The 14459-nt window shown below is 69.6% G+C and carries 11 protein-coding genes and 1 pseudogene; 8 read left to right on the top strand and 4 right to left on the bottom strand.

Features of this window, described 5'->3' with window-relative positions; all coding sequences use genetic code 11:
- Nucleotides 1-221 precede the first annotated feature (221 nt).
- Entirely contained in the window at nucleotides 222-704 is a 483-nt protein-coding gene (locus ACGHC0_RS04420; RefSeq protein ID WP_415267544.1) for a YqaA family protein, read from the top strand.
- A 30-nt stretch (nucleotides 705-734) separates the two neighbouring features.
- Here ACGHC0_RS04420 and rarD read toward each other — a convergent pair whose 3' ends face one another.
- Together rarD and ACGHC0_RS04410 are read right to left on the bottom strand one after the other, a co-directional pair.
- Nucleotides 735-1613 carry an EamA family transporter RarD gene (gene rarD, locus ACGHC0_RS04415; protein WP_415267543.1) on the bottom strand — a complete coding sequence of 293 codons (879 nt, stop codon included), beginning with the start codon at nucleotides 1611-1613 and terminating at the stop codon, nucleotides 735-737.
- Between the two features lie 9 nt (nucleotides 1614-1622).
- Nucleotides 1623-2684 (bottom strand): annotated as a pseudogene (locus tag ACGHC0_RS04410) (CBS domain-containing protein).
- Between the two features lie 338 nt (nucleotides 2685-3022).
- Here ACGHC0_RS04410 and ACGHC0_RS04405 point away from each other — a divergent pair.
- Nucleotides 3023-4660: an ATP-binding protein gene (locus ACGHC0_RS04405; RefSeq protein ID WP_415267542.1), complete on the top strand. Its 1638-nt coding sequence runs from the start codon at nucleotides 3023-3025 to the stop codon at nucleotides 4658-4660.
- Between the two features lie 146 nt (nucleotides 4661-4806).
- Here the strand turns inward: ACGHC0_RS04405 and ychF are convergent, their stop codons facing one another.
- Both ychF and ACGHC0_RS04395 read right to left on the bottom strand, forming a co-directional pair.
- Complete coding sequence (gene ychF, locus ACGHC0_RS04400; RefSeq protein WP_026431439.1) at nucleotides 4807-5901, bottom strand: redox-regulated ATPase YchF; 1095 nt, start codon at nucleotides 5899-5901, stop codon at nucleotides 4807-4809.
- 81 nt (nucleotides 5902-5982) lie between these two features.
- A complete protein-coding gene (locus ACGHC0_RS04395; protein WP_368354155.1) occupies nucleotides 5983-6852 on the bottom strand; it encodes an MOSC domain-containing protein in 870 nt (289 codons plus the stop codon).
- Nucleotides 6853-6943: 91 nt separating this feature from the next.
- On the opposite strand from ACGHC0_RS04395, the gene ACGHC0_RS04390 reads away from it, so the two are divergent.
- From ACGHC0_RS04390 to tcuB, 6 genes are all read left to right on the top strand, one after another.
- Nucleotides 6944-8101 carry an FAD-dependent monooxygenase gene (locus ACGHC0_RS04390; RefSeq protein ID WP_415267541.1) on the top strand — a complete coding sequence of 386 codons (1158 nt, stop codon included), beginning with the start codon at nucleotides 6944-6946 and terminating at the stop codon, nucleotides 8099-8101.
- Between the two features lie 78 nt (nucleotides 8102-8179).
- Nucleotides 8180-8914, top strand: coding sequence for a DsbC family protein (locus tag ACGHC0_RS04385; protein ID WP_368354153.1), 735 nt, complete (start codon nucleotides 8180-8182; stop codon nucleotides 8912-8914).
- A gap of 28 nt (nucleotides 8915-8942) precedes the next feature.
- Nucleotides 8943-10736, top strand: coding sequence for a M61 family metallopeptidase (locus tag ACGHC0_RS04380; RefSeq protein WP_368354152.1), 1794 nt, complete (start codon nucleotides 8943-8945; stop codon nucleotides 10734-10736).
- Nucleotides 10737-10809: 73 nt separating this feature from the next.
- A complete protein-coding gene (locus tag ACGHC0_RS04375; RefSeq protein ID WP_368354151.1) occupies nucleotides 10810-11589 on the top strand; it encodes an enoyl-CoA hydratase in 780 nt (259 codons plus the stop codon).
- Between the two features lie 171 nt (nucleotides 11590-11760).
- Nucleotides 11761-13218: an FAD-dependent tricarballylate dehydrogenase TcuA gene (gene tcuA / locus ACGHC0_RS04370; RefSeq protein WP_415267540.1), complete on the top strand. Its 1458-nt coding sequence runs from the start codon at nucleotides 11761-11763 to the stop codon at nucleotides 13216-13218.
- Complete coding sequence (tcuB, locus tag ACGHC0_RS04365) at nucleotides 13205-14440, top strand: tricarballylate utilization 4Fe-4S protein TcuB (RefSeq protein ID WP_415267539.1); 1236 nt, start codon at nucleotides 13205-13207, stop codon at nucleotides 14438-14440. Before tcuA ends, tcuB begins: the two co-directional genes overlap by 14 nt.
- Nucleotides 14441-14459 lie beyond the last annotated feature (19 nt).

Below are 14459 nucleotides of genomic sequence, written 5' to 3'. Positions count from 1 at the left end.
AGACGTTACGGCGGCGCACATCGCCTTACCGAATGTTACATGGTGACGGGCTGTGCAGGTAGAGCAGTTACGCTCCATGTGGGGGCGCAGCTTATCAAATCTTCCAAACGGCCTGCCCCGCCGCCTGCACGCAGGCTATGGCATGGGACGGCCCGCCACAGCGCGACGGCGTGCCGGGCTACAGCGCCGGCCCGCCACGGCCCCCTAAACTCGCGCCAGCTATGGAACTCTGGATGCAACACCTCATGGACCTGCTGGCGCTGCCCCAGTACGGTCTCAGCACGGTCTTCGTGGTGTCGTTCATCTCCGCAACGCTGCTGCCCCTGGGCTCGGAGCCGGCGGTGTTCGGCCTCATCCAGCTCAACCCGCAGATGTTCTGGCCCGCGATCCTCGTGGCGACCACGGGCAACACCCTGGGCGGCGCCGTCAGCTGGTGGATGGGCCTGGGCGCGCACAAGGCGGTGGACAAGGCCCGCGGCGAGCACACCAACGTGCGCGCCCTCGCCTGGCTGAAGCGCTTCGGCCCCAAGGCCTGCCTGCTGAGCTGGCTGCCCGTGGTGGGCGACCCGCTCTGCGCCGTAGCGGGCTGGCTGAAACTGCCGTTCTGGCCCTGCGTGGCCTACATGGCCGTGGGCAAGTTCCTGCGCTACCTGGCCATGACCGGGAGCCTGCTCTATCTCTGGCCCAAGGTCATGGTGCACTGAAGTGCGGCCACCCGCGCTAGGCCGGAGCCCTCAGGGCGCCGCTGCACGCCGGCGCAGCATGGTGCCTTCCAGCGTATAGAGCACCAGCGCCGCCCAGATCAGCACGAAGCCCGCCAGCCGCGCCGGCTGCACCTCCTCGCCGAACAGCCACACGCCCAGCGCGAACTGCAGGCTGGGCGAGATGTACTGCAGCACGCCCATCGTCGCCAGCGGGATGCGGCGCGCCCCTGCCGCGAACAGCAGCAGCGGGATGGCGGTGATCGGCCCGGCCGCGACCAGCCAGCCCAGCGTGGCCGCATCGGCATGCACCCAGGCAGCCTGCCCCGTCCAGCCCAGCCACGCGAGGCCGCCCACGGCCAGCGGCGCGAGCAAGGCCGTCTCCAGGGCCAGACCCTCCATGGCGCCCAGCACCGCAGTCTTGCGCAGCAGGCCGTAGAAGCCGAAGGTGAGGGCCAGCACCAGCGCGATCCAGGGCAGGCGGCCGGCCTGCACGGTGAGCCACAGCACGCCGGCCGCGGCCACGGCCAGCGCCACCCACTGCCCGGGGCGCGGGCGCTCGTGCAGGAAGGCATAGCCCATGGCCACGTTCACCAGCGGCAGGATGAAGTAGCCCAGGCTCGCATCCACCACGTGCTGGTTGTGTACCGCCCAGACATAGATCAGCCAGTTGGCCGACAGCAGCAGCGCCGAGAGCAGGAAGGCCGCGACCACCCGGGGCTGCCGGCGCAGCGCGGCCACCCAGGCGAGCTGCCGCCGCGCCGCCAGCACGATGGCCAGCAGCACCATCGACCAGAGCGTGCGGTGCAGCACCACCTCCAGCGCCGGCACCGAGGCCACCTGGTGGAAGTACACGGGAAAGATGCCCCACGCCACATAGGCGAGCGTGGCGTAGAGGATGCCGGTCTGCATGCGTCGATGCTAGCGCACGGCCCGGTGCAGCGCGCGCACCAGGTCCGACTGCGTGATGATGCCGACCAGCCGCCGCTCCTCGTCGATCACGGGGATGTGGTGGTGGCCGTCCTCCGTGAACAGCGGCACCAGTTCCAGCGCGGGGCGCTGTTCGCTCACCACGCGCACCTGACGGGTCATGATCTGGCCCACCACTTCCGGCTTGGTGGAATGCACAGCGCCCACGCGGCGCACCAGCGCGCGCAGCTGCTCGCCGATGCCGTGGTGCACGTCGAGGTCGATCTGGCGCATGAAGTCGGCCGTGGTGACGATGCCCACGATGCGGCGCGCGCGGTCCACCACCGGCAGTGCCTTAATGCGGCGGTGGCGCATCAGCGCCCAGGCCTCCTGCAGCCCTGTGCCGAACGCGGCCGTGACCGGCTCGCGGACATGATGTCGCCGCAGCGCAGCTGCCCGAAATTGCGGCGCCAGGCCTCGGCCTCGGCGTGGTGGAGCAGCGCCTCCAGGTCATCGCGGCAGACGTCCAGCACCTGGTTGTAGCGGGCCAATGCGGCATCCAGGTCCTCGGGGGTGAAGCGCCCCACAGCGCGCGCCTCCGTGGCGCTCGCGGGGGCGGGACGGACCTGCTGCGCGTGCGGGTAGCGCTTGCCCGTGGGCGCATGCCACGCCATGCCCGCCGCAACCAGCAGCAGGGAATTGGTCATCACGGGAAAGAACGCGAACTGCGGCGATGCGCCGTGCGCCATCACCACGAACAGCCCGCCGCCCCGCCCGGCGGATGCAGGCAGCGCAGCCGCACCATGAGCGCGATCGCCAGCGCCACGGCCAGGGCTACGCCAGCGGGCTCGCCGGCACGCCGAACACCAGGACTGCGCTCGCGCCGATCGGCGCGACCAGCCAGGGCGACATACCCCACTGGCCACCCACCCAGCGGCTGAGCAGGCCGGCCAGCAGCACGCCGAGCAGCGCGCCCAGGACCATGCGCAGGCGCTCTCGGCCGTCCACGTGCATGGGCGCGGGCCGGAGGGCGAGCGCCGCGCGGCGCAGGCGCACAGTCAGGCGGAGAGGCATGGGGTGGCGGGGACGTGCGCCGAAGTCCGGCGCGTTGTTCGGCGCAGGGACGGCGTGACGCCCCCCTCAAACGTCGGGTCGAAAGGCAAGTGCAAAAGGTCTCGCATTTGTACGAGTGCAGCGCAGCGTCGCTCAGTACACATCGCCTGCTCCGCACGATGCAGCGAGCATACCCAAGGGAGGAAATGGGCAAGGCCGTCTCGCCTGCCCGACAGACCGTTCGAGTACGCTGGGTACCAAATCGCTCCAGGGTTTCCAAACATCAAACGGGTAGACTCGAAACGATCCCAAACGACCTCCATACGAGGAAAAATGAATCCAGCAGAGGAAGGTGGCTCTTGAGCCTGGAAGGACAACTCCTCGACCAGAAATCCTTGCGAGCGGTCACCGGCAAGACGGCAGACTGGAGCGAAATCGCCAAGGATTGCATCGCCTTTGCCAATGCAACGGGTGGCCGCCTGCTGCTGGGAATAGAGGATGGCCAGAGCGAGCCTCCTGCCGACCAGCGTATCCCTTCAGACCTGCCTGACACACTTCGCCGCAAGCTGGCAGAGCGTACGGTCAACGTGACCGTATTGCCGGATGTCACCACCTCGCCCAATGGTGGTCAGTACGTCGAATTGCGCATCCCTCGCTCCATGGCCGTCGCATCCACCACGGATGGTCGCTACTTCCTGCGGGTGGCCGACCAGAGCAAGCCCGTGACGGGCGATGACGTGATGCGCCTGGCCAGTGAGCGTTCTGCACTGCCATGGGAAACACAAACCACCTTGCATGTTCGAAGCGCGGAGATGGATATCGCGAAGCGCGACAGGTTGCTGGCCGCCTTGCGCGCCTCGGATCGCGTCAAGCCCTCCGTCAAGGAGAAGTCTGACGACGAACTTCTTGATCACTATCAACTCGCTCGAGGGGCGGAACTCACCAACCTGGGCGTGCTCAGTCTTGGCCGCCAACATCATCGCGCCCAATTGACCACGGCACCAGTCATCCAGTTCATCAAGTACGACGAACATGGGCAGAAGGTGAACAAGCTGGTGTGGGACGACCACACGCAAAATCCGATGGAGTTGATCGAGGCGGTCTGGCAGGAAGTGCCTGACTTCCGCGAGCGCTACGAGCTACCCGATGGCCTGTATCGCCAGAACGTGCCCGCCTTCGATGAAATCGTGGTGCGCGAACTGCTGGTCAATGCCTTGGTACACCGCCCCTACACCCAGCGCGGCGACGTTTTCCTGAATCTGCATCCAGACCGGCTGGAAGTGGTCAACCCTGGGCCGCTGCCCCTGGGTGTCTCGCCAAGGAACATCTTGCACACCACGGTACGCCGTAACGAGCACTTGGCTCGCCTCTTCCATGACTTGAAACTGATGGAGCGGGAAGGCAGTGGCTTCGACAAAATCTTCGAGGTGTTGCTCTCGCAAGGTCGTCCAGCTCCCGAGTTGGTCGAGACACACGACCGCGTGCAAGTGACTGTGCGTCGCCGCATTCTCAAGCCCGAGGTCATCGACTTCATTGCCAGGGCGGATCAGACCTATCAGCTCACGCAGCGCGAGCGGATCGCATTAGGGCTGTTGGCGCAACACGACGCACTGACTGCCCGCGAACTAATCAACGCCCTGGATCTGTCATCGGTAGAGGCACTGCAGCCCTGGCTCAAGCGCCTGCTGGACTGGCAACTAGTGCAGAGCGCTGGGCGCACCCAGGCAACACGCTACTTTGTCGATCCGAATCTGCTGCGCAGCCTGCAGTTCAGCGGCGAAACCACCCTCAAACGCATCGAGCCGCACCGCTTGGCCGCGCTGATCATGGAGGATCTGCAGCGCTATCCTCGATCGGCTATTAGCGATATCCACCGGCGCGTCGGTGGTGAAATCCACGCCAAACAGGTCAAACGAGCCCTGGAGCAGTTGATCGGGCGCGGGGAAGTCCGCTTTGAGGGCAACAACCGCTGGCGGCGGTACTGGGCAGTGGCATGAGCGGTTTATCGGACAAATAGCGCCTTATCGTCGATAGGTGGGCGATACAAGTCGGACAATTCGCCGCCATCCATCATTGAATCAAGGACTTCTATCGACCACTGCCCCCTACTAGCGGACGCAGTGACCGAAATGGCTTGCTCGAATCAGACGTTGAACAGGAAGTTCATCACGTCCCCATCCTTGACGACGTACTCCTTGCCTTCCGCCCGCATCTTGCCCGCGTCCTTGGCGCCCTGCTCGCCCTTGAAGGCGATGAAGTCGTCGAAGGCGATGGTCTGGGCGCGGATGAAGCCGCGCTCGAAGTCGCCGTGGATCACGCCGGCGGCCTGGGGCGCGGTGGCGCCCACGGGCACGGTCCAGGCGCGCACTTCCTTCACGCCGGCGGTGAAGTAGGTCTGCAGGCCCAGCAGCTTGAAGCCGGCGCGGATCAGGCGGTTCAGGCCGGGTTCGTCCTGGCCCATCTCGGCCAGGAACATGTCGCGGTCCTCGTCGCTCATCTCGCTCATCTCGGATTCGATCTTGGCGCAGATGGCCACGACGGGCGCGTTCTGGGCAGCGGCGTATTCCTTCAGGCGGTCGAGCAGCGGGTTGTTCTCGAAGCCGTCCTCGGCCACGTTGCCCACGAACATCGCCGGCTTGGCGGTGATCAGGCAGAACTGCTTGAGCAGGGGTGCGTCTTCCTTGCTGACGGGCACCGTGCGCGCGGGCTTGCCCTGGTCGAGCGCGGCCTGGATGGGCGTGAGCAGCGAGACCAGCTTGGCGGCTTCCTTGTCGTTGCCGCTCTTGGCGGCCTTGCTGTAGCGGTTGAGGGCCTTCTCCACCGTGGCGAGGTCGGCCAGGCACAGCTCGGTCTGGATGACCTCGATGTCGGCGATCGGATCCACGCGGCCGGCCACGTGGATCACGTTCGGGTCCTCGAAGCAGCGCACCACGTTGACGATGGCGTCGGTTTCGCGGATGTGGGCCAGGAACTGGTTCCCCAGGCCTTCGCCCTTGGAGGCGCCCGCCACTAGGCCGGCGATGTCCACGAACTCGACGATGGCCGGCACGATGCGCTCGGGCGTGATGATGCCGGCCAGCTGCTGCAGGCGGGGATCGGGCACTTCCACCACGCCGGTGTTGGGCTCGATGGTGCAGAAGGGGTAGTTCTCGGCCGCGATGCCGGCCTTGGTCAGGGCGTTGAAGAGGGTGGACTTGCCGACGTTGGGCAGGCCCACGATGCCGCATTTCAGGCTCATGGCGGGGCTTTCAGGGTTCGGGGGAAAACCGGCGATTTTACCGGGCGGCCGTGTCCCTGCCGGCCCGCCCGCCCCGGAGGGTCAGTCGAAGCGCCAGTCGGCCGCGATGCGCTGGCCCACGCGCAGCACGCGGCCGGCCCCTTCGAGCACGATGGCGTTCATGCCGAAGGTGACGGCGCCGTTCACGCGGCGGTCCTGCCGGTAGGCGCGCAGGGTGTCGCCCACGTCCGGGGTGCTTTCGGCCGTGGCCGGGTCGATGTCGGGGATCGGGCAGCGCGTGCAGGGCTTGACCGGCCGCAGGCAGGCTTCGCCGCCTTCCGCGTCGACGTGCAGGGCATCGATGCGGTCCTCGTCGTGCGCCTCCACGCCGTCGATGACGATGTTGGCCCGGAAGCGTTCCATCGCGGCGGCCGGCGCGCCTGCCGTCTGCAGCCGCACGTTGAGTTCCTGCAGCGAGGCCTCGCTGGCCAGCAGCACGGGGTAGGCGTCGGCGAACTGGTTGGGCGCCTCCACCCCGTCCGTCCAGCGCAGGCTGGAGAGCCGGCGGTGGGCCGGATCGAAGCGCACCAGGCGGCAGGGCCGGTCCAGGCATTCCGAGAACCACCGCGCGGCCTCCTCGCCCGCGTCCCGGGCGGGCACGGCATCGTCCCAGACGCGCACCTGCGCCACCGGCCCTTCGGCCTGCAGGGCCACGCGCAGCACCGGCATGCCGGGCGCGTGCAGCGACAGCGCCTGCGCGTCCAGCTGCGGACGCACCAGGGCCATGCGCGGCACGGTGCGCTGGGTGAGGAATTCGCCCGCCGCATCGACCACCATCCAGGACCGGTCCCATTCCAGCCCCGTGGGCGTGAGCAGGGCCTCGGGCACGGCGATGGCCGCGCAGGACTTGACGGGGTGGATGAACAGGCGGGAGATGGTGCCGCCCAGGTCGCGGTCGGTGCGGAAGGTCACGCGGAGGTCTCCGGGTAGCGCGGTGGGAAAAGGGGAAGCGGCGATTGTGCCTTCGCACGGCAGAGCACGGGCCGGCTCCTACAATGGCCGCATGGCGCAAACCTTCGATGTCTGTATTCGCGGCGCTGGCGTGGTGGGCCGCGCGCTGTCCCTGCTTCTCGCGCGCGAGCGCCTGCGCGTGGCCCTGGTCCCGGGGCCGGCCCCGGCGGCCGAGGGCGCCGACGTGCGGGCCTACGCGCTCAACGCCGCCTCGCGCGCGCTGCTGGAATCCGTGCGCAGCTGGCCCGGCGCGGAACACGCCACGCCGGTGCTGCGCATGGACGTGCACGGCGACATGGGCGGCGAGGTCACCTTCGACGCGCAGCGCCATCCCGCCACCGAGGCGCTGGCCTGGATCATCGACGTGCCTGCGCTGGAATCCCGGCTGGCCGACGCCGTGCGCTTCCAGCCGCAGGTGGAGGTGGTCGATGCGCCCGTGCAGGCCGCGCTCACCGTGGTCTGCGAAGGCCGCGCGAGCCGCACGCGCGAGGAATTCGGGGTGCGCTACGCCGAAGTGCCGTACGGCCAGCACGCGGTGGCCACGCGGCTGCGCTGCGAGCGGCCCCACGGCCAGGTGGCGCGCCAGTGGTTCCTGCCCGACGGCATCCTGGCCTTCCTGCCCCTGGGGGGGCCGGAGGGGAACTCCGTGGCCGTGGTGTGGTCCGTACGGCAGGACGAGGCGCAGCGCCTCCTGGCCATGGAACCCTCCGATTTCGAACAACGCATCCGCTCCGCCAGCCTGGACACGCTGGGCGCCCTGACGCTGGACGCACCCCGGGCCGCGTGGCCGCTGCAGCAGGCGCAGGCCGACCGCTGGTGCGGGCCGATGCCGGCCGCCGCGGGCAGCGCCCCCGCGTCCGCGAAGGCGCCGGCCCGCAGCTGGGCGCTGGCGGGCGATGCGGCTCACACCGTGCATCCGCTGGCCGGCCAGGGGCTGAACCTGGGCCTCGCCGATGCCCTGGCCCTGGCCCGCGTGCTGCGCGAGCGCGATTACTGGCGCGGCGTGGCGGACCAGCGCCTGCTGCGCCGCTACGAGCGCGAGCGCAAGGCCGCGCTGCTGCCGATGGGCTGGGCCATGGACGGCCTGCAGCAGCTTTTCTCGCACCACGAGGGGCCCGTGCCCTGGCTGCGCAACTGGGGCATGCGCGGATTCGAGCGCAGCGGCCCCCTGAAGGACTGGGTGACGCGCCAGGCCATGGGCCTGGGCTGACGGCCCGCCCCCATCCCGGAATGCGGCGGCCGCCGTGCCGCCCATTCCCCAGAGATCCACGCATCACGAAGGAGCACCATGAAACTGATCCCCGCCCTGCTCGCCGGCGCCGCCGCGCTCACCCTCGGCCTCGGCGCCCACGCCCAGGAATCGGCGATCCGCAAGGCCCTGGGCAGCCGCATCCCGCAGTTGCAGAACATCGACGAGGTGCGCGCCACGCCCATGCAGGGCCTGTACGAAGTGCGCATCGGCACCGATGTGTTCTACACCGACGCCAAGGGCAACTACCTCATCCAGGGCGAACTGATCGACACCAAGGCACGCCGCAACCTCACCGAGGACCGCATCAACAAGCTCACGGCGGTGGATTTCGCCTCCCTGCCGTTCCAGGACGCGTTCACCATCGTGCGCGGCAACGGCCAGCGCAAGATCGCCGTGTTCGAGGACCCGAACTGCGGCTACTGCAAGCGCTTCGAGAAGGACCTGCAGAACGTGGACAACGTGACGGTCTATCTCTTCCTCTATCCCATCCTGAGCCCCGACTCGGCCGAGAAGTCGCGCAACATCTGGTGCTCCAAGGACCGCGCGGCGGCATGGCAGGACCACATGGTGCGCGACAAGACCACGCCGGCCGCGAGCTGCGACACGGCCGCCGTGCAGCGCAACCTGGCCTTCGGCAAGAAGCACAAGATCACCGGCACGCCCACGCTGATCTTCACCGACGGCTCGCGCGTGCCGGGCGCCATCGACGCGCGCGAGGTGGAAAAGCGCCTCGCCGACGCGGGCTCCGGCTCCGCGCCCGCCACGAACTGACCCTTTTCCCGCCCCTCCCGGATACCGCATGGCCGCCCACCGATCGCACGCCCCCGCCGTCCACTACCGCGTGGAAGCCGCGCAGTTGCACGCGCGCATCTACCACGTCACCCTCACGGTGGAGAGCCCCGCCGCGCAGCAGGAGCTGTCGCTGCCCGCGTGGATCCCCGGCAGCTACCTCGTGCGCGAGTTCGCGAAGAACCTGCAGAACCTGCGAGCGCGCCAGGACGGGCAGGAGGTGGCGCTCGTGCAGCGCAGCAAGAGCCTCTGGCAGGCCGCCTGCCGCGAAGGATCGCCGCTGGTGCTGACCTACGAGGTCAGCGCCTACGACAACTCGGTGCGCACGGCCTGGCTGGACTCGTCGCGCGGATTCTTCAACGGCACGAGCCTGTGCCTGCGCGTGCATGGCCGGGAGGACGCCCGCCACGACCTGGAGATCGTCGCCACGCCGGAGGTGTCGCACTGGTCCGTGGCCACGGGCCTCGCGGCGGAGAAGACCACGCGCGCGGGCTTCGGCACCTACCGCGCGGCCTCTTACGACGAGCTGGTGGACTGCCCGGTGGAAATGGGCCCCTTCTGGAGTGCCCGCTTCACCGCCTGCGGCGTGCCGCACCGCCTGGTCGTGGCCGGCGCGGCGCCCTCGTTCGACGGCGAGCGCCTGGTGGCCGACGCGCGCCGCATCTGCGAGGCCGGCATCCGCTTCTGGCATGGCGCCGGCAAGCCGCCCTATGCGCAGTACCTGTTCCTGCTCAACGTGGTGGACGACGGCTACGGCGGGCTGGAGCACCGCAACTCGACGGCCCTGGTCTGCAGCCGCCGCGACCTGCCCCGCCAGGGCGAGGCCAGGACGCCCGAGGGCTACACCACGCTGCTCGGGCTCATCAGCCACGAGCATTTCCACACCTGGAACGTCAAGCGCCTGCGCCCGGCCGAGCTGGCGCACTACGACTACACCCAGGAGAACTACACCCGCCTGCTGTGGTTCTTCGAGGGCTTCACCAGCTACTACGACGACCTGCTGCTGCGCCGCGCCGGGCTGATCGACGACGCCACCTACCTGCGCCTGGTCGCCAAGAACATCAACCAGGTGCTGCAGACGCCGGGGCGCCGGGTGCAGAGCGTGGCCGATGCCAGCTTCGACGCCTGGGTGAAGTACTACCGCCAGGACGAGAACACGCCGAACGCCACGGTGAGCTACTACACCAAGGGCGCGCTCGTCGGCCTGTGCCTGGACCTGGCGCTGCGCCGCGAGGGCCGCACCACGCTCGACGACGTGATGCGCGCGCTCTGGGACCGCTGCGATGCCGGCCCCATGTCGGAAGACGACCTGCTGGCGGTGCTAGAGGCCCTCTCGGGCCGCCCGTTCGCGCGCGAGATCGCCGAATGGGTGCACGGCACCGGCGACCTGCCCCTGGCGGAAATGCTGGCCGCGCACGGCGTGGCCCTGCGCGCGGAGGCGGCGCAGCCCGCGCAGCGGCTGGGCCTGCGGGTGTCCGAGGGCCCAGGCCTGCAGGTGAAGGTGGTGCTGCGCGGCGGCCTGGCCGAGGAAGCCGGCTTTTCCGCGGGCGACGAGTGGCTGGCCGTGGAGGCGCACGGAGAGACCTGGCGCGTGCAGCGGCTGGACGATGTCGCGCTCTACGCCGGCCGCGAGAAGCGCGTCACGGCGCTGGTGTCCCGCGACCGCCGCGTGCTGCGGCTGCCGCTGGCGCTGGAGCGCGAAGGCGGCGCGCCGGACGACACCGTCACGCTGGCGCTGGCGGACGCGCCCCTGGCGCGGCGCTGGCTGGATGGCCAGCCGGACACGGGCATGGCCGCCGGGTAGCCTGCGGGACGGGCGCGGAAGGCGGCCCTTGGGTATAGTCGTCCGCACCACAACGACATCCAGGAGATACCCCTTGGCCTACGAAGTCATCGAGGTCCGCACCGAGGCGGACAAGGTCGGCGTCATCACGCTGAACCGCCCCAAGCAGCTCAACGCGCTCAACGACCAGCTCATGGACGAGCTGGGCGACGCGCTGGCCGCCTTCGATGCCGACGAGCGCATCGGCTGCATCATCCTCACCGGCAGCGAGAAGGCCTTCGCGGCGGGCGCGGACATCGGCGCCATGGCCAAGTACGGCTTCGCCGACGCCTACAAGGGCGACTACATCACGCGCAACTGGGAGCGCATCCGCTCCATCCGCAAGCCCGTGATCGCGGCCGTGAGCGGCTTTGCGCTGGGCGGCGGCTGCGAGCTGGCGATGATGTGCGACTTCATCATCGCGGCCGACAACGCGAAGTTCGGCCAGCCGGAGATCAAGCTCGGCGTCATTCCCGGCGCGGGCGGCACCCAGCGCCTGCCGCGCGCCGTGGGCAAGTCCAAGGCCATGGACATGGCCCTCACCGCCCGCATGATGGATGCCCAGGAGGCCGAGCGCGCCGGCCTGGTGAGCCGCGTCGTGCCCTACGACAAGCTCATGGACGAAGCCCTGGGCGCGGCCCTGGTGATCGCCGGCTTCTCGCAGGTGGCCGTCATGGCGGCCAAGGAAACCGTCAACCGCGCCTTCGAGGGCACGCTCTCCGACGGCCTCATGTACGAACGCCGCCTGTTCCACGCGCTGTTCGCCACGCAGGACCAGAAGGAAGGCATGGCCGCCTTCCTGGAAAAGCGCCCGGCGGCCTTCACGCACCGCTGAGCCTCCATCCGCGCCACCGGCCGCTTTGGGGGCTCCGGCGCGCGCCCATCTCGTCGCGTGATACCCCCATGAGCCCGCCCCGCTGCACCGGGGGCGGGCTTCTTCCTAGAGTTCGGGTCATCCGGCCAGCCTCCGCCCGGCCGGCCCAATACCAGGAAGAGACACCCCACGATGCAACCCGACGTGCTCGTCATCGGCGGCGGCAATGCCGCGCTGTGCGCCGCGCTGATGGCGCGAGAGGCCGGCGCCAGCGTGCTGCTGCTGGAAGCCGCGCCGCGCGCCTGGCGCGGCGGTAATTCGGCCCACACCCGCAACCTGCGCTGCATGCACGATGCACCGCAGGACGTGCTGGTCGATGCCTATCCCGAAGAAGAGTTCTGGCAGGACCTGCTCAAGGTCACGGGCGGGCTCACCAGCGAGCGGCTGGCGCGGCTGGTGGTGCGCCACTCGGCCCATTGCAGGCCCTGGATGCGCCGCCACGGCGTGCATTTCCAGCCGCCGCTGTCGGGGGCGTTGCACGTAGCGCGCACCAACGCGTTCTTCATGGGTGGCGGCAAGGCCCTGGTGAACGCCTATTACCGCAGTGCCGAGGCGCTGGGCGTGCGGGTGCGCTACGAAGCGCCCGTGGAGCGCATCGAGATCGACGGCGGGCACTTCGTCGCTGCGCACCTGCAGGGCGGCGAGAGCATCGCGGCACGGGCCTGCGTGCTCGCGGCCGGCGGCTTTGAATCCAACCGCGACTGGCTGCGCGAGGCCTGGGGCCGCAACGCGCGTGGCGAGTGGCCTTCGGACAACTTCCTGATCCGCGGGACGGCCTACAACCAGGGCGTGCTGCTGCGCCACCTGCTGGAGGACCACGGCGCCGACCGCATCGGCGACCCGACGCAGGCCCACATGGTGGCCATCGACGCGCGCGCGCCGCTGTACGACGGCGGCATCTGCACGCGCATCGACTGCGTTTCGCTGGGCGTGGTGGTCAACCGCGATGCCGAGCGCTTCTACGACGAGGGCGAGGACTTCTGGCCCAAGCGTTATGCCATCTGGGGGCGCCTGGTGGCGCAGCAGCCGGGGCAGATCGGCTACTCGATCATCGACAGCAAGGCCGTGGGCCGCTTCATGCCGCCGGTGTTTCCCGGCACGCGGGCCGACAGCCTGCCCGGGCTGGCGCAGAAGCTGGGGCTGGACGTGGACGCGTTCCTGCGCACGCTGGACGCCTACAACGCCGCCTGCCGCGTGGGCAGCTTCGACCACACGGCGCTGGACGACTGCCGCACCGAGGGCCTGGCGCCGCCCAAGACGCACTGGGCCCGCCCCATCGACACGGCGCCGTTCTACGGCTACGCGCTCAAGCCGGGCGTGACCTTCACCTACCTCGGCCTGGAAACCGACGATACCGCGGCCGTGCGCTTCGGCGGCGCGGCCAGTCCCAACCTGTTCGTGGCCGGCGAAATGATGGCCGGCAACGTACTGGGCAAGGGTTACACGGCCGGCGTGGGCATGAGCATCGGCACGGCCTTCGGCCGCATCGCCGGCGTCAACGCCGCCCTGGCATCGCGGCGGGCCACCGCCCGATCGCTGTCTGCGCTGGTCGCCATGGACCATGGAGCACACCCCCATGCAATCGCTTGAAGCCCTCGCGCGCGACGCCCAGGCCCTGGCCAGGGGCGAGCCCGTTGCCGTCGCCGTCGCCCCCACGTCCGCATCCGCCCCACCCGCCGCATCCGCCGGCCCTGCGCCGGCGCTCACCGCGGCGGAGGCCGAGGTGGCGCGCCAACTGCAGATCTGCAATGCCTGCCGCTACTGCGAGGGCTTTTGCGCCGTGTTCCCGGCCATGACGCGGAGGCTGGAGTTTCCGAAGGCGGACGTGCATTTCCTGGCCAACCTGTGCCACAACTGCGGTGCCTGCCTGCACGCCTGCCAGTACGCGCCGCCGCACGCATTCGCGGTGAACGTCCCGCAGGCCATGGCCACCGTGCGCGGCCAGACCTACCACGACTACGCATGGCCGCCCGGCCTGGGGCGGCTCTACCGCCACAACGGCCTGGCGCTGTCGCTGGCCCTGGCAGGCGGGCTGGCGCTGTTCCTGCTGCTGGCCGTGGCGTCGAAGGGCACGCTCTGGAGTGCGCCGGGCAGCGACTTCTACGCCATCTTCCCGCACCACCTGCTGGTGGGCCTGTTCGCCCCGGTGTTCCTGTTCGCCGTGCTGGCGCTGGGCCTGGGCGTGCGCCGCTTCTGGCGCGACGTGGCGCCGGCCACCAGTGGCGCGCCCCTGTCGCCGCCGGCCACGGCCGAGGCGGCGGATGCGGTGCTGCGGCTCAAATACCTGGACGGCGGCCACGGCCAGGGCTGCAACAACGAGGACGACGCCTACACCCAGGCCCGCCGCCGCTGCCACCACCTCACCTTCTACGGCTTCCTGCTGTGCTTTGCCGCCACCGGCGTGGCCACGCTCTACCACTATGCGCTGGGCCTGCCCGCGCCCTACGACCTGCCCAGCCTGCCCAAGCTGCTGGGCGTGCCGGGCGGCATCGGCCTGGCGCTGGGCACCGCTGGACTGTGGCGCCTGCACCTGCGGCGCCATCCGTTGCAGGGCGACGCCGCGCAAAAGCCCATGGACCGCGGCTTCATCGCCCTGCTGTTCCTGACCGCCACCAGCGGCCTGGCGCTGTGGCTGGCGCGCGGCACGCCGGCCCTGGCCCTGCTGCTGTGCCTGCACCTGGGCGCGGTGATGGCGCTGTTCGCCACGCTGCCCTACGGCAAGTTCGCCCACGGCATCTTCCGTACGGCGGCGCTGCTGCGCCACGCGGTGGAAAAGCGCCAGCCCTCGCCCATCGCGCCGGGCGCGGACTGATCCCAAAAACACAAGGAGA

This window comes from Acidovorax sacchari, assembly GCF_042847045.1.
Lineage (GTDB): Bacteria > Pseudomonadota > Gammaproteobacteria > Burkholderiales > Burkholderiaceae_C > Paracidovorax > Paracidovorax sacchari.
This window is presented reverse-complemented; position numbering and strand designations above follow the sequence as displayed.